We start from the raw sequence: 15,656 nt of genomic DNA, 5'->3' as shown, positions 1-15,656 counted from the left end.
CCCCGTCGCTTCGCGCCACCCCTCTCCAGAGGGGACCCGAATCAACGCCAACGGGGATCCCCTCTTGGAGAGGGGTGTCCGCCAAGGCTCAGGCCGGGATCGTTGTTGCCGGCCGCCGCCGCGGCCTTGGCGAGGGCGCTCTCCGCGATTTTCTGGCGGATCATGCCAAAGCGGGTGAGCGCGGCGATCGCCAGGATCATGACCCTGACTGTCTTCAGGCGATTCATACCGGCGTGGCGGCAGGCTCCCAACCCCCGCCGGCTAAATCCACCTTCGTATCCGCTGCCCGGCCGGTTTCACCCCCGGGGCGCCGGTCTCCGCCACAAAACCGGCCCGTCAGTTGAGCAACCGGAAGGTGTTGCCGCCCCAGAGTTTTGCCAGAGCGGTCTCCGACCAGCCGCGCGCGAGCAGCGCCGCGGTGATCGCCGGGTAGTCGGCCACGCTGTTGAGCCCCGGGAATCCCCCGCCGCCGTCAAAGTCACATCCGATGCCGACGTGCTCGATCCCGGCGACGTTCACCGCGTGCTCGATGTGCCGCACATAGTCTTCCAGCGTGACGGCCGGATTCGGGTAGGTTTGCTCGATCCGGCCCCACTCGACGCTGGCCCACGCGCGCACCTCGGGCGTCAGCACCTTGTCCTGCATCTGCAGCAGCATGGCGGCCGTGGCGGCGGTCCGGCCATCCTCCTTCATATTCACGACGGCGACCGGCAGGGCGTTGATCTGGATGACGCCGCCCTTGGCCGCGAGGGCGCGCAGCAGGTCGTCACCGACGTTGCGGGGGTGGTCGCACACCGCGCGGCAGCCGGAGTGCGAGAGGATCACGGGAAACTTGGAAATCTCCAGCAGGTCCCGCAGCGCGGCGTCCGAAGCGTGCGAGGCGTCGACGACCACCCGCAGCCGGTTGCACTCGGCCACGACCGCGCGGCCGAACGGACTCAGCCCGCCCCACTCCGGGCCGCGCGGGTCGGTGGACGAGTCGGCGACGTCGTTGTTGAGCATGTGCGTCAGCCCGAGCATGCGCATACCGAGCCGGTGGAATTTGGCGACGTTCCCGACGTCGCGCCCGAGCGGGTAACTGTTTTCGATGCTGAGGTAGAGCGCGCGCCGGCCCTCGAGCTTCAGCCGCACGGCATCGACGCCGGTCAGCGCGAGCCCGCAGGCGCCCGGATTCTGGCGGATGACTTCGTGGGTGCGCGCGAAGACCTGCAGGGCCCGGTCGTGCGCCGCGGCGAAACCCGCGGGCGTCCGCGCCATCTGGGCCGAGTAGACGGCGAACACCAGGGCGTCGATGCCGCCTTGCTTCATCCGGGGCAGGTCGCACTGCGCGCCGCCGGCCGCGAAATCGTGCGCGGCGGCGAAGTCCCAGCCCGGCTTCATCAGGCTCGCGGTGGGCGTGTCGATGTGGGTGTCGATGGTGAACAGGCGTTCGTGGAGTGAGATGACAGTGGCCCCGGTCATATTCATTCCACCGCAGTTAGGTGGGGTCGCCGGCCGCCGGCAATGGACATTTCATGGTCCCTTCTGCCTACGCGCATCTCGGGAGTTGCGCTCGGCCCCGGGTTGGCTCTCTTTGAAGCCCGCCTTTCCCATGTCCGCCAAAGTTGAAAACGTCGTCATCGTCGGCACCGGCTGCGCCGGTCTCACCGCCGCCATCTACACCGGCCGCGCCAACCTCGCGCCCCTCGTCCTCGAGGGCACGCTGCCCGGCGGCCAGCTGACGACGACCTCCGAGGTGGAGAATTTCCCGGGCTTTCCCGACGGCATCGACGGTTTCCAGCTGATGCAGAACCTCCGCAAGCAGGCCGAGAAATTCGGCACGCACTACGAGAGCGGCACCGTCACCGGCATCGATACCGCGAGCTGGCCCTACACGCTCAAGCTCAGCGACCGCGAGATCAAGGCGAAGACCGTCATCGTCGCCACCGGCGCCTCGCCGCGCCTCACCGGCATTCCCGGCGAGAAGGAGCTTTACGGCGGCAAGGGCGTGACGACCTGCGCGACCTGCGACGGCGCGTTCTACCGCAAGATGGACGTCGCCGTCATCGGCGGCGGCGACAGCGCGGCCGAGGAGGCCCTGTTCCTCACGCGGTTCGCCAGCAAGGTTTACCTCGTCCATCGCCGCGACTCGTTGCGCGCCTCCAAGATCATGGCCGACCGCGCCACCTCGCACCCGAAGATCCAGCCGGTGTGGGACAGCGTGCCGGTCGCCGTCGAGGGCGTCGCGCAGGGCGCCGTCAGCGGGCTGAAGGTGAAGAACCTCAAGACCGGCGCCGAGAGCGTGCTGCCGGTGAAGGGCATCTTCGTCGCCATCGGCCACGTGCCGAACACCGCCGCGTTCAAGGACGCCGCAGACACGGACGACCAGGGCTATTTCATCCCCGCCGGCCACAGCCAGGTGAAGACGAAGACGCCCGGCCTGTATGTCGCCGGCGACTGCGCCGACCACCATTACCGCCAGGCCATCACGGCCGCGGGCATGGGGTGCCAGGCCGCCATCGAGGCCGAGCGCTGGCTCGCGGACAAGGAAGCCTGAGCTGGTCGCCAGGCTACGGGGGGTGTTCACCCAACTAGTCCCCGTTGGCCTTAGCTGTTAGGCTCACACTCCCCGCAAAGGGAATGCTGATGCCCGCCTACCCCCCACCGATAACCGCGAAGAAGCGCATCCTGATCGTGGACGATAACGCCAGCGACACCCTGCTGGTGGAACTCTGCCTGGAACAGACCAACGACTACGTGGTAAAGACGGAAAATAACGCCAAGCTGGCGTTGGCCACGGCAAAGGAGTTCCGGCCGCACCTGATTCTGCTGGATGTAAGAATGCCGGGCCTGGACGGCGGGGAACTGGCCGCTTGTTTCCAGGCGGACCCGGCCTTGAACGCCGTGCCGATCGTGTTTTTGACGGCACTCGTCACGAAAAGCGAAGTGGCGGCCGGTAATGGCCGGGGGGGAAAATTTCCCATTCTGGCCAAGCCCATTATATTGCCAGAACTGGTCGCCTTTCTCAAACAGCGCCTGGGTGGATGACGCCGCACGGAGCGAACCAACCATGGCCCATGCCCCTTCCCTGCCCCGCGATGCCGAACGTCTCTCGGCGGGCACGGCGGAGGTCATCACCGAGGTTCGCCGCGAGGAGGCCCTGCTGAAGGCGGGCGCGCTGCAGAACGCCATCCTCAACAGCGCCAATTTCTCCAGTATCGCCACCGACGAGAAGGGCGTCATCCAGATCTTCAATGTCGGCGCCGAACGCATGCTCGGCTACACGGCCGCCGATGTCCTGAACCGGATCACCCCGGCCGATATCTCCGATCCCCAGGAAGTCATCGCGCGCGCCAAGGCCCTCAGCCTGGAGCTGGCCACCACGATCACGCCGGGCTTCGAGGCCCTGGTCTTCAAGGCCTCGCGCGGCATCGAGGACATCTACGAGCTGACCTACATCCGCAAGGACGGCAGCCGCTTCCCGGCCATCGTGTCGGTCACGGCGCTGCGCGACGAGCAGGGTGGGATCATCGGCTACCTGCTGATCGGCACCGACAACAGCGCCCGCAAGCAGGCGGAAGAGGCTCTGCTCAAGGCCGGGGCCCTGCAGAGCGCCATCTTCAACAGCGCCAACTTCTCCAGCATCGCCACGGACGCGAAAGGCGTCATCCAGATCTTCAACGTCGGCGCCGAACGCATGCTGGGCTACACGGCCGCCGAGGTGATGAACCAGATCACGCCGGCGGACATTTCCGACCCCCAGGAGGTGATCGCGCGCGCGAAGGCGCTCAGCGCCGAGCTCGGCACCCCCATCACCCCGGGCTTCGAGGCCCTGGTCTTCAAGGCCTCGCGCGGGATCGAGGACATCTACGAGCTGACCTACATCCGCAAGGACGGCAGCCGGTTCGCGGCGGTGGTGTCCGTCACGGCGCTGCGCGACGAGCGGGGCGGAATCATCGGCTACCTGCTGATCGGCACCGACAACACCGCGCGCAAACAGGTCGAGGAGGAGCAGAAGAAACTCGATCAGCGCCTGCGCGACCAGCAGTTCTACACCCGCTCGCTCATCGAATCCAACATCGACGCGCTGATGACCACCGATCCGGCCGGCATCATCACCGACGTGAACAAGCAGATGGAAGCGCTCACGGACTGCACGCGCGACGAGTTGATCGGCGCGCCGTTCAAGAACTACTTCACCGATCCGGAGCGGGCCGAGGCCGGCATCAAGCTCGTGCTGAGCGAGAAGAAGGTCACGAACTACGAACTCACGGCGCGCGCCCGGGACGGCAAGGAAACCGTCGTCTCCTACAACGCGACCACGTTCTACGACCGGGATCGGCGGCTGCAGGGCGTGTTCGCTGCCGCGCGCGACGTCACGGAGCGGAAACGCTTCGAGCAGGCGCTCCAGGAATCGAATGTCGAGCTGGAGGGCGCCAAATCCGCGGCGGAGAAAGCCAACCTCGCCAAGTCCGATTTCCTTTCCAGCATGAGCCACGAGCTGCGCAGCCCGCTCAATGCGATCCTCGGCTTTGCCCAGCTCATGGAGTCGGCCGCCCCCCGGCCGACGGCCGCCCAGGCGGCGCGCATCACGCAGATCCTCCAGGCGGGATGGCATCTGCTGAAGCTGATCAATGAAATCCTCGACCTCGCGGTGATCGAGTCCGGGCAGGTGCTGCTGTCGAAGGAATCGGTGTCGTTGTCCGAGGTCATGGCCGAATGCCGGACCATGATGGAGCCGCAGGCGCAACAGCGCGGCATCGGCATGACTTTCCCGCAATTCGACCACCCCGTCTTTGTCGGAGCCGACCGGACCCGCCTGAAGCAGATCGTCATCAACCTGCTTTCCAACGCGATCAAATACAACAAGGACCATGGCACGGTGGTCGTGGACTGCGCCGTGATCGCCCCGGAGCGCATCCGCATCAGCGTCAAGGACACCGGCGCCGGTCTGCCCCGGGAAAAGATGCAGCAGCTGTTCCAGCCGTTCAACCGGCTGGGCCAGGAGGCCGGCAGCGTGGCCGGCACGGGCATCGGCCTGGTGGTGACCAAGCGGCTGGCCGAGCTGATGGAGGGCACCCTCGGCGTGGAAAGCACGCCCGGGATGGGCAGCGTGTTCTGGTGCGATCTGCCCGCGGCGGCGGCGCCTCAACTCGAAATCCCACCCGGCGAAGCCGAGGCCCCGGTCCAGCCGGAACTAGTGGCCGGCAGACCGCGGCGCACCCTGCTCTATGTCGAAGACAACCCGGCCAACATGGAATTGGTCGAGCAGCTCATTGCGCTGCGCCCGGACATAAAACTGATCACCGCGGTGAACGGAACCCTGGGCATCGAACTCGCCCGCACCACGCGCCCGACGATGATCCTGATGGACATCAACCTGCCGGGCCTCAGCGGGATCAAGGCCCTGAAAATCCTGCAGGAAGACCCCGCCACCGCGCACATCCCCATCGTGGCCCTGAGCGCCAATGCCATGCCCCGCGACATCGCGAAGGGGCTGGAAGCAGGATTCTTCCGCTATCTCACCAAGCCCATCAAGGTAAACGAGTTCATGGACACATTGAACATCGCGCTGAAATTTGCCGAGACGTCGGTCGCGCTGGACGCCTGACAAATGCCATGATCGCCCCCGCGGACATTCTCAAGGCCAGCATCCTGATCGTTGACGACCAGGCCGCCAACATCTCCCTGCTGGAGCAGATGCTGCGCGAAGCCGGCTACGCTTGCATCGCCTCCACGCAGGATCCGCGCGCGGTCTGCGCGCTTCACCGCGAGCACCGCTACGACTTGATCCTGCTCGATCTGCAGATGCCCGGCCTGGATGGATTCCAGGTGATGGAGGGTCTGAAGAAAATCGAAACGGACGGCTATCTTTCCGTCCTCGTCATCACCGCCCAGCCGGATCACAAGCTGCGCGCCCTGAAGGCCGGGGCGAAGGATTTCGTCAGCAAGCCGATCGATCTCGCCGAGGTCTTGCTCCGGGTGCACAATATGCTCGAAGTCCGCCTGCTGCACCGGGACGCGGCGCGGCGGACGCAACAGGCCGAGCTCAGCGAACAGGCCCTCCGCGCCTCCGAGCTGCGCTATCGCCGGTTGTTTGAAGCGGCGAAGGACGGCATCCTGATGCTGGAGCTGGTCACGGGGCGCATCACCGATGTGAACCCTTTCCTGATCGCCCTGCTGGGTTCATCCCACCGGGACATGGTCGGCAAAACCGTCGGGGAGCTCAGCCCCTTCAAGGACATCGAGTCAAACCAGGTCATGCTCGAGCGGTTGCAACAGGACGGGTATGTCCGCTATGACAACCTGCCGCTGGAAACGACGGATGGCCGGCGCATTGCCGTGGAGTTTGTCAGCAACGTGTATCAATCCGGCGAGGAAAAGGTGATCCAATGCAATGTCCGCGACATCACCGAGCGAAAGGCGGCGGAGGAAAAAATCCGCCAGCTGAACGACGACCTGGAACGTCGTGTGACCGCGCGCACCGCGCAACTCGATGCGGCGAACAAGGAGCTCGAGGCGTTTTCCTATTCGGTGTCGCACGATCTGCGCGCGCCGCTGCGGGCCGTCGACGGATTCTCGCAGGCGGTGCTGGAGGATCACGGGCCGGCGTTGTCGGAGGACGGCCGGCGCCAGCTGCAGGTCATCCGGGAGTCAGCGCAGAAAATGGGCGTGCTCATCGACAATTTGCTGTCCTTTTCCCGGCTCAGCCGCCAGGCGCTGGACAAGCGGAGCATCGCCACCGGCCGGCTGGTGCGTGGCGTGCTCGCCGAGCTGGGCTCCCCGTGGCCGGAACGGTCGGTGGAAATCCGCACCGGCGACCTGCCCGCGTGTTGCGGTGATCAGGCGTTGCTGAAACAGGTCTGGCTTAACCTCCTGTCCAACGCGCTGAAATACACGGGCCGGCGGGAAAAAGCGGTGATCGAGATCGGCTGCCTGCCAATCAACGGCGTGGAGACCTTTTTCGTCCGCGACAACGGCACCGGGTTTGACATGCGCTATGCCGGCAAGCTCTTCGGCGTCTTCCAGCGGCTGCACCGCGCGGAGGAATACGAGGGCACCGGCGTCGGCCTCGCAATCGTGCAGCGCATCGTGCAGCGCCATGGTGGACGCGTGTGGGCCGAAGGCGCCGTCGATTGCGGAGCGACGTTTTATTTCAACCTGGAAAAGGAGACCAAAGCATGAACGCCACCAACGCCGTCGAGCTGCTGCTCGTCGAAGACAGCCCGCAGGACCTGGAGCTGGCGTTGCGTGCCCTGCGCCAGGCCAAGATCTCGAACAGCATCCACGTCGCCCGCGACGGCGCCGAGGCCCTCGAGTTTGTTTTCTGCGAGGGCGCCCATGCCACCCGCAAGATCACGGACGGCCCCAAGGTGATCCTGCTCGACCTGAAACTGCCCAAGGTGGACGGGCTCGAGGTGCTGAAGCGCATCAAGGGCGATGCGCGCACGAAGATGATCCCGATCGTCGTGCTCACCTCGTCAAAGGAGCAGAGCGACGTGGTGGAAAGCTACCAGCTCGGTGTGAACAGCTACATCGTGAAGCCCGTGAATTTCGAGCAGTTCACCGAGGCCGTGCGTCATCTCGGGCTCTACTGGCTGCTTCACAACCAGCCGCCGAAGGCCGGCGAATGAGTTTTCCATGCCGCGGCCACTCAAAGTCCTGCTCGCCGAGGATAATCCGCGCGACGTCGAACTGACGCTGCGGGAGCTGCGCCGGGCCGGCTTCGAGCCGGAATGGCACCAAGTGGACACGGAGGCGGCGTATCTGGCGCAGCTCCATGATGGGCTCGACCTTGTGCTGTCGGATTTTCACATGCCGCAGTTCACCGGGTTCCGCGCGCTGGAATTGCTGCAGCAGCGCGGACTGGAGGTGCCCTTCATCCTCGTGTCCGGCACCATCGGAGAGGACACCGCCGTGGAAGCCATGCGGCGCGGGGCAACCGACTATCTCCTGAAAGACCGGCTGTCCCGCCTGGGCTCGGCCGTCACCCATGCCCTGACCGAAAACCGGTTGCGCGGTGAGCGCCGGAAAGCCGAGGAGGCTTTGCGGCAGAAAACCGCGCTGTTCGAGGCCCTGCTCGACTCGTCGATTGACGGCCTTCGGATCGTCGATCTCCAAGGGAGGAAAATCCTGCAGAACCGACGTTTCAGCGAATTGCTGAAGATCCCCCGGGAAATCGCCGACGGGGATGACGATGAAAAAACGCGGCTGTTCGTCGCCGGCATGGTCCGGCACCCCGAACCGTTCCTCGCGCGGGCGCGGCATCTCTATGCCCACCCGGAGGAATCCAGCGTGGAGGAAATTGAGATGGCCGACGGCTCGGTGTTCGACCTCCATTCTTCGCCCATCCTGAGCAAGGAGGGGAAAAACTACGGGCGGATCTGGGCGTTCCGCGACATCACCGCAAACAAGGCCGCTGTGCTGGCGCTGCGGGAGAGCGAGCAGCGCTTCAAACTCGTGGCGCGCGCCGTGAGCGATGTCGTCAGGGACTGGGACTTTCCCTCCAACACCCTCTGGTGGAGCGACGATTTTCAGACCACCTTTGGTTTTGCCCCCGGTGACATCGAACCCGGAATCGAGTCCTGGACCAATCGCATCCACCCCGATGAGCGCAACCGGGTGATGGACAGTGTCCATCACGCCATCGACGCGCGCACGGATGCCTGGAGCGGGGAATATCGTTTCCAGCGCAAGGACGGCAGCTATGCCTTTGTGCAGGACCGCGGCTACATCCTCCGCGATCCGGCCGGTCACGCCACCCGCATGGTGGGCGGCATGCGCGACCTGACCGAACAGAAAAACATGGAGGCGCAACACCTGCGCACCCAGCGCATCGAGAGCATCGGGACGCTGGCCGGCGGCATCGCTCACGACCTGAACAACGTCCTCGCCCCGATCATGATGTCGATCGAGCTGCTCAAGCTCGATCCCGCCAACGACCCGCGGCGGCGCAGGATCCTCGAGACCATCCAGGCGAGCAGCCAGCGCGGGGCCGACCTGGTCCGCCAGGTGCTCACCTTCGCCCGGGGCGTCAAGGGCGAGCGGATTGCCCTCCACCTGCACCACCTGGCCGGCGAACTCCGAAGCGTCATCAGCCAGACCTTTCCCCGCAACATCCGGATCGAAAGCGAGGTGCCGGGCAACCTCTGGCCCGTCATCGGTGATTCCAGCCAGTTGCACCAAGTCCTGCTCAACCTCACCGTCAACGCCCGTGACGCCATGCCCAACGGCGGCACCCTCACCTTGGCGGCGGTCAACGTGGCCCTCGACGCCGGATTTGCCGCCACCAACCGGGAGGCCAAGCCCGGCCCCTATGTGCGACTCAGCGTGACCGATACCGGCCAGGGCATCCCGCCCGGGGTGCGTGACCGGATCTTCGAGCCGTTCTTCACCACCAAGGAACTGGGGCAGGGCACCGGGCTCGGCCTCGCGACGGTGCACACCATCGTCAAAAGCCATGGCGGCTTCGTGCAGGTCGAAAGCGAGGTCGGCCGCGGCACGACCTTCCACGTCTACCTGCCGGCCGACCCTGCCTTGGGCAATAGCCCCCCGCCGCACCCGCTGGCTCCCGACCTGCCGCGCGGGCACGGGGAACTGGTGCTGGTGGTCGATGACGAGTTTTCCATCCGGCATATCACGCAGAAAACCCTGCAGGCCTTCGGCTACCGGGTGCTGACCGCCGGCGACGGCGCCGCGGCCGTCTCCCTCTATACCAAACATGCCGGGGAGATTGCCGTGGTGCTCACCGACATGATGATGCCCGTCATGGATGGCGCCGCGACCATCCGGGCGCTCCGGCGCATCAATCCGGCCGTCAGGATCATCTCCGTCAGCGGTCTAGACGGTGGCGGGGACGCCTCCCGGACCACGAGCGACGACGGGCAATACTTTCTGGCCAAGCCCTACAGCGCGGAGATCCTCCTGCGGCTCATCCGCAAAGTGCTCGACCAGCCGGCGGTTTCCGTCTGACGCCGAACCATCAGTCCGCCGGCGCACGCTTGCCCTGCCCGGGCCGATGCGTTGCGCTGTCGCATCATGAAACCGACCCTGCGACAACTCTGGGCCGCTCTCGGCATCCCGGCCGATTATGCGCGGACGCGCGGCCTGCCGGTGCAGCGCGTCGCCCGGTCGCTGGTATCGGTCGGCCCGGCGGCGGACGATGGCAAACCGGTGCGACTGGCACCGCGCGCCGCCGCGGCATGGCGGAAGATGCAAGCCGCCGCTGCCGCCGACGGGGTGGAACTGCTGGCGCTCTCGGGTTACCGCAGCGTGGCACGGCAGGCGCGGATCATCCGCCGGAAACTCACCGCGGGCGAAAACATTGGCGGCATCCTGCGGCTCGTCGCGGCGCCCGGTTGCAGCGAACACCACACCGGGCGGGCCATCGATGTCGGCTCGCCGGTTTACCTGCAGCTCGACGAGCACTTCGCCCGGACCGCTGAATTCCGCTGGTTGAAGCGACACGCCGCCCGCTTTGGTTTTCACCTGTCCTATCCCCGCAGGAACCATCACGGCATCGGCTACGAACCTTGGCACTGGTGCTGGCGGGCGTGATTTTATGACAACTTAAGCTGCAGGGCCGCAGGCACCTGCACCTGGATTTAGAATTATTCTAATTCTCACTTGAAACCCGGTCTCGTCTGCTTTGTTTTACCCAGTTCCCCCATCACCATGTCCACCACCACCGACAACCACGCGGCCTTGTGCGAGCGGCTCAAGGCCTGCGACGTGCGCCCCACCCCCCAGCGCGAGGTCGTGCTCAAGGTCATCCTGGAAAAACGCGACCATCCCACCGCCGACGAGATCTTCGCCCGCGTAAAGGCCTCGATGCCCACCATCTCGCTCGCCACCGTCTACAACTGCCTCGAGGCGCTCGTCTCGGGCGGCCTCGTCCGCCAGGTCAACCTCGAGCGCGCTCCGACCCGCTACTGCCCGAATCTGCACGAGCACGCGCATTTTCACGACGAGCACACCGGCAAGATCCACGACGTGGACCTGCCCGACGATTTCGTCGCCCGCCTGCGCCAGATTTTGCCCGCCGGTTTCGACGCGCGCAGCATCGAGCTGAATTTCCGCGGCAAGGCCGCCGCGAATTAACCATCATCCGCACGACCTGTCATTCTGAGCGCAACGACGAATCCAGCAACACAACCGTCACCGAACATCATCCTGGATCCTTCTCTTCGTTCAGGATGACACCAAAGGCGCTTTCACCCTCCCTCTCACTTCCACTTCCTCACATGAGCCAACTCGTCATCAAAGACCTCCACATCAGCATCGGCGACAAACCCATCGTCAAGGGCCTCAACCTGACGGTGAAGCCGGGCGAGGTGCACGCCATCATGGGCCCCAACGGCACCGGCAAGAGCACCCTCGCCAAGGCCATCGCCGGCCACCCGGATTACACCATCACCGGCGGCGACGTGCTGCTCGACGGCAAGTCCGTCCTCGCCATGGAGCCCGACGAGCGTGCCCGTTCCGGCCTGTTCCTCGCCTTCCAATACCCGAGCGAGATCCCGGGCGTCTCCATCGCCAACTTCCTCCGCGCCGCCGTGCAGGCCCGCATGGCCGAGGGCGAAGAGCTCGACGCCACCGGCTACTACAAGAAGCTCTACAGCAAGATGGACCTCCTGAAGATCGACCGGAAGTTCACCTCCCGCGCGGTCAACGACGGTTTCTCCGGCGGCGAGAAGAAGCGCTGCGAGATCCTCCAGATGGCCATGCTCGAGCCGAAGATCGCCCTGATGGACGAGACCGACTCCGGCCTCGACATCGACGCGCTCCGCATCGTCGCCGAGGGCGTCAACTCCATCCGTGCCGCCGCCAACCCGCCCGGCATCCTCCTCATCACCCATTACCAGCGCCTGCTCGACTACATCGTGCCGGACTTCGTCCACGTGATGTATGACGGCCGCATCGTGAAGAGCGGCGACAAGACCCTCGCCCTCGAGCTCGAGGCCAAGGGCTACGACTGGGTGAAGCAAGAGCTCGCCGCCGCCACCGCCTGAAGACCCATCTCCCCTGGTAGGAGCCTGCTTGCAGGCGACCTCACAACCATCGCCTGCAAGCAGGCTCCTACAATCGAACCAAATCTCCCATGAAGCCACCGACCGAAATCGAGACCGCCGTCGCGATGGACAACAATCCTGTCGCCGGCATTGACCAGACCAAGGGCGACTTCCAATACAAGGTCGACTACGCCTTCGACGCGGGCACCGGCCTCAACGAGGACACCGTCCGCTACATCAGCTCCGTCAAGAAGGAGGAGCCGTGGCTGCTCGAGTTCCGCCTCAAGGCCCTGAAGACCTTCCTCGAGAAGCCCATGCCCACGCACTGGGCGACGAAGGATCTCGAGAACATCGATTTCAACAAGATCCGCTATTACCTCTCGCAGGGCCAGAAACCCAAGCGCACGTGGGACGAGGTGCCGGACGACATCAAGAAGACCTTCGAGCGCCTCGGCATCCCCGAGCAGGAGCGCAAGTTCCTCGCCGGCGTCGAGGCCCAGTTCGACTCCGAGGCCGCCTACTCCAACATCAAGGAGATCGTGGCGAAGCAGGGCGTCATCTTCGTCAACTCGACCGAGGGCCTGCGCGAGCACCCGGAGATCTTCCGCAAGTTCTTCGGCAAGGTCATCCCGACGGGCGACAACAAGTTCTCCGCGCTCAACAGCGCCGTGTTCTCCGGCGGCTCGTTCATCTACGTGCCGCCCGGCGTGAAGGTCGCGCAGCCGCTGCAGGCCTACTTCCGCATCAACGCCGAGAACTTCGGCCAGTTCGAGCGCACCCTCATCATCGCCGACGAGGGCGCCGAGGTCGTCTACATGGAAGGCTGCACCGCCCCGAAGTTCAGCACCTCGACGCTGCACAGCGCGGTGGTCGAGCTCGTCGCGCTCAAGGGCGCCAAGATCCAGTATATCACCGTCCAGAACTGGGCGAACAACGTCTTCAACCTCGTCACCAAGCGCGGCGTCGCGCACGAGGACGCCGAGATCAAGTGGATCGACTGCAACATCGGCAGCCGCCTCACCATGAAATACCCGGGCGTCGTCCTGAAGGGCGAGCGCGCCCGCGGCGAGGTGCTGTCCATCGCGCTGGCCAACGACGGCCAGCACCAGGACACCGGCGCCAAGATGATCCACGCCGCGAACAACACGACGTCCAACATCATCGCCAAGTCCATCTCCGTCGGCCAGGGCCGCTCCACCTACCGGGGCGTCGTCCACATCCCGAAGCACCTCAAGGGCTGCAAGAACAACACCGAGTGCGACGCGCTGCTGATCAACACCAACAGCCGCACCGACACCTATCCCGCCATCTCGGTGCGCGGTGACAAGAACGCCACGCAGCACGAGGCCAGCGTCTCCAAGGTTTCCGAGGACATGATCTTCTACATGCAGTCGCGCGGCCTCACCGAGGCGCAGGCGATGAGCCTCGCCGTGAACGGCTTCATCAACGACCTCGCCCGCGAGTTCCCGATGGAATACTCCGTCGAGCTCAAGCGCCTCATCGATTTGGAAATGGAGGGATCGGTCGGCTGACGCCGACAAGGACTGAAAAGCTGAAAGACTGAAGGGCTGAAGCGCCCAACCACCTTTCAACCTCAGCCCGCCATTCCTTCAGCCATTCAGCCTTTCAGTCCTTCAGCCATTTGCCCATGTCCGCAGTTTCCACCACTTCCCTCACCGGCTCGTTCACCCGCGAGGCTTTCGCCGCCCATCTCGAGCGCGTGAAGCACCTCCCCGCCTGGTGGCTCGACCGAAAGCGCGCCGCCTACGAGCGGTTCGCCACCGCGCCGATGCCCAGGCGCACCAACGAGGGTTGGCGTTTCTCCAACCTCTCCACGCTGACGCTCGACGGCTTCAACGCCACGCCCGCCGCCGTCCGCTTCGACCAGATGGCCCACCGCGAGCTCGGCGTCACCGGCGCCGGCCACCTCGTGTTCGCCAACAACCGGCTCGTCACCGCGCAGGCGCTCGACGCCAGCACCGCCGGCTCGGGCATCATCTTCGACACGCTCCAGCACGCGCTGCTCCAGCACGCCGACCTCGTGAAGGCGCACCTGCTGGCCCAGCCCTCCAAGCTCGGCTCCGACAAGTTCGCCGCCCTGCACGAGGCCTTTCTCGAGGACGGCGCCTTCATCCATGTGCCGAAGGGGGTCACGGCCACGCTGCCCGTCGGCGTGTTCCACTACGCCTGCGGCGACGGCACCGCGGTCTTCCCGCACACTCTGGTCATCGCCGAGGAAAACGCGAAGATCACCGTCGCCGACTTCTTCCGCTCGGAAAAGGCCGGCGAGGCGCACTTCGCCTGCGGTGGCAACGATCTCTACGTCGGCCACGGCGCGCAGGTCACCTACCTCGCCATGCAGGACTGGAGCCGCGCGACCCTCTCCTTCCAGTTCAACGCCACCGTCGCCCGCCGCGACGCCAAGGTGCTCTCGCTCAACCTGCACGCCGGCGCCCGCCAGGCGCGGCACGAGTCGTTCTCCCAGCTGGCCGCCCCCGGCGCCCACTCCGAGATGCTCGCGCTCACCGTCGCGCACGGCACGCAGGAGTTCGACCAGCGCACGCTACAGATCCACCAGGCGCCGAACACCAGCTCGAACCTCCTCTACAAGAACGCGCTCATGGACCAGGCGAAGACCATCTTCTCCGGCCTGATCGTCGTCGATCCCGACGCGCAGAAGACCGACGCCTACCAGAGCAACCGCAACCTGATGCTCAGCGACGAGGCCGAGGCCAATTCGCTTCCGGGCCTCGAGATCCAGGCCAACGACGTCCGCTGCACCCACGGCGCCACCTCGGCCCGCATCGATCGCGAGCAGGAGTTCTACCTCGAGTCCCGTGGCATCCGCGCCGCGCAGGCGCAGGAGCTGCTCGTGTTCGGCTTCTTCGAGGAGGTCCTCGGCAAGATCGAGCACGAACAACTCCACGATACGCTGACGAACATCATCCGCGAGAAATTCAAAACCTGAGATTCTCCGCGGATGGCGCGGATGAACGCGGATAACTTCTGCCTTCATCCGTGTTTTATCCGCGTAATCCGCGGTAAAATTCATTTCCCATGAGCACCACCGACAAACGCGACCGCGCCCTGACCCGCGAGGTCACCGTCACGCAGATCCCCAGCGGCGACAAGCAGACGCTGTTCGCCGGCGACACCGTCTTCATCCACCAGGTGCTCGGCGGCAGCTATACCATCCAGACCTCGACCGGCCTCTACCGCCTCGACGGCAAGGACGCCGACGCCATCGGCGAGACCGTCGCCGTGCAGACCGTCACCGCGGCCACGCTGGCCGATGGCGCGCCCGACCCCGAGGCGATCTGGGACCAGCTGCGCAAGGTTTTCGACCCCGAGATTCCCGTGAACATCGTCGACCTCGGCCTCGTCTATTCGATGGACGTCGGCAAGGCCGACGACGGCGGCTTCAAGGTGGACGTCGCCATGACGCTCACCGCGCCCGGCTGCGGCATGGGCCCGGCCATCGCCGAGGATGCCAAGGGCAAAATCCTGCTCGTCCCCGGCGTCAGCACCGCCGACGTTCGCATCACCTGGGAGCCGGCCTGGAACCAGTCCATGATCAGCGAAGAGGGCAAAATGAAGCTCGGCCTGATCTGAACTGCCGGGCGGGATGCCCGATCCCGCTCCTTGTCTTGGTTGGCCCGGGCCTTC

At 65.3% G+C, this 15,656-nt stretch carries 14 protein-coding genes; 12 read left to right on the top strand and 2 right to left on the bottom strand.

Annotation, left to right across the window (positions count from 1 at the left end; translation table 11 throughout):
- Positions 1–41: 41 nt before the first annotated feature.
- A complete protein-coding gene (locus BLU29_RS18030) occupies positions 42–227 on the bottom strand; it encodes a hypothetical protein (RefSeq protein WP_172830247.1) in 186 nt (61 codons plus the stop codon).
- 109 nt (positions 228–336) lie between these two features.
- On the bottom strand, positions 337–1,467 hold the full coding sequence (locus BLU29_RS10180; RefSeq protein ID WP_091057416.1) for a dipeptidase: 1,131 nt from the start codon (positions 1,465–1,467) through the stop codon (positions 337–339).
- Positions 1,468–1,591: 124 nt separating this feature from the next.
- On the opposite strand from BLU29_RS10180, the gene trxB reads away from it, so the two are divergent.
- The 12 genes from trxB (at position 1,592) to sufT (ending at position 15,602) form a co-directional block, all read left to right on the top strand.
- Positions 1,592–2,536 carry a thioredoxin-disulfide reductase gene (trxB, locus tag BLU29_RS10175; protein WP_091057413.1) on the top strand — a complete coding sequence of 315 codons (945 nt, stop codon included), beginning with the start codon at positions 1,592–1,594 and terminating at the stop codon, positions 2,534–2,536.
- Positions 2,537–2,625: 89 nt separating this feature from the next.
- Positions 2,626–3,027 (top strand): response regulator, encoded by a 402-nt coding sequence (locus BLU29_RS10170; protein ID WP_091061078.1) that lies wholly within the window; start codon positions 2,626–2,628, stop codon positions 3,025–3,027.
- A 22-nt stretch (positions 3,028–3,049) separates the two neighbouring features.
- Positions 3,050–5,590, top strand: a complete 2,541-nt coding sequence (locus BLU29_RS10165) for a PAS domain-containing sensor histidine kinase (RefSeq protein ID WP_091057412.1) — start codon at positions 3,050–3,052, stop codon at positions 5,588–5,590.
- An 8-nt stretch (positions 5,591–5,598) separates the two neighbouring features.
- A complete protein-coding gene (locus BLU29_RS10160; protein WP_091057409.1) occupies positions 5,599–7,164 on the top strand; it encodes a response regulator in 1,566 nt (521 codons plus the stop codon).
- A complete protein-coding gene (locus BLU29_RS10155) occupies positions 7,161–7,613 on the top strand; it encodes a response regulator (protein ID WP_091057407.1) in 453 nt (150 codons plus the stop codon). Before BLU29_RS10160 ends, BLU29_RS10155 begins: the two co-directional genes overlap by 4 nt.
- A gap of 7 nt (positions 7,614–7,620) precedes the next feature.
- Positions 7,621–9,951 carry a response regulator gene (locus BLU29_RS10150; RefSeq protein ID WP_091057405.1) on the top strand — a complete coding sequence of 777 codons (2,331 nt, stop codon included), beginning with the start codon at positions 7,621–7,623 and terminating at the stop codon, positions 9,949–9,951.
- A 66-nt stretch (positions 9,952–10,017) separates the two neighbouring features.
- Positions 10,018–10,536, top strand: coding sequence for a M15 family metallopeptidase (locus tag BLU29_RS10145; RefSeq protein WP_091057402.1), 519 nt, complete (start codon positions 10,018–10,020; stop codon positions 10,534–10,536).
- A 117-nt stretch (positions 10,537–10,653) separates the two neighbouring features.
- The gene (locus BLU29_RS10140; protein ID WP_091057401.1) at positions 10,654–11,079 is read left to right on the top strand and encodes a Fur family transcriptional regulator; all 426 of its coding nucleotides are present in this window, start codon (positions 10,654–10,656) and stop codon (positions 11,077–11,079) included.
- A gap of 143 nt (positions 11,080–11,222) precedes the next feature.
- Positions 11,223–11,990 (top strand): Fe-S cluster assembly ATPase SufC, encoded by a 768-nt coding sequence (gene sufC / locus BLU29_RS10135; protein ID WP_091057398.1) that lies wholly within the window; start codon positions 11,223–11,225, stop codon positions 11,988–11,990.
- 89 nt (positions 11,991–12,079) lie between these two features.
- The gene (gene sufB / locus BLU29_RS10130) at positions 12,080–13,522 is read left to right on the top strand and encodes a Fe-S cluster assembly protein SufB (protein ID WP_091057397.1); all 1,443 of its coding nucleotides are present in this window, start codon (positions 12,080–12,082) and stop codon (positions 13,520–13,522) included.
- 116 nt (positions 13,523–13,638) lie between these two features.
- Positions 13,639–14,958, top strand: coding sequence for a Fe-S cluster assembly protein SufD (gene sufD / locus BLU29_RS10125; RefSeq protein WP_091057394.1), 1,320 nt, complete (start codon positions 13,639–13,641; stop codon positions 14,956–14,958).
- A gap of 89 nt (positions 14,959–15,047) precedes the next feature.
- Entirely contained in the window at positions 15,048–15,602 is a 555-nt protein-coding gene (gene sufT, locus BLU29_RS10120) for a putative Fe-S cluster assembly protein SufT (RefSeq protein WP_091057391.1), read from the top strand.
- The last annotated feature ends 54 nt before the right edge of the window (positions 15,603–15,656 follow it).

This window comes from Opitutus sp. GAS368 (assembly GCF_900104925.1).
In the GTDB taxonomy this organism is placed as follows: domain Bacteria; phylum Verrucomicrobiota; class Verrucomicrobiia; order Opitutales; family Opitutaceae; genus Lacunisphaera.
The sequence above is the reverse complement of the archived record's forward strand: the minus strand, read 5'-3'. Positions and strand labels throughout refer to the sequence as shown.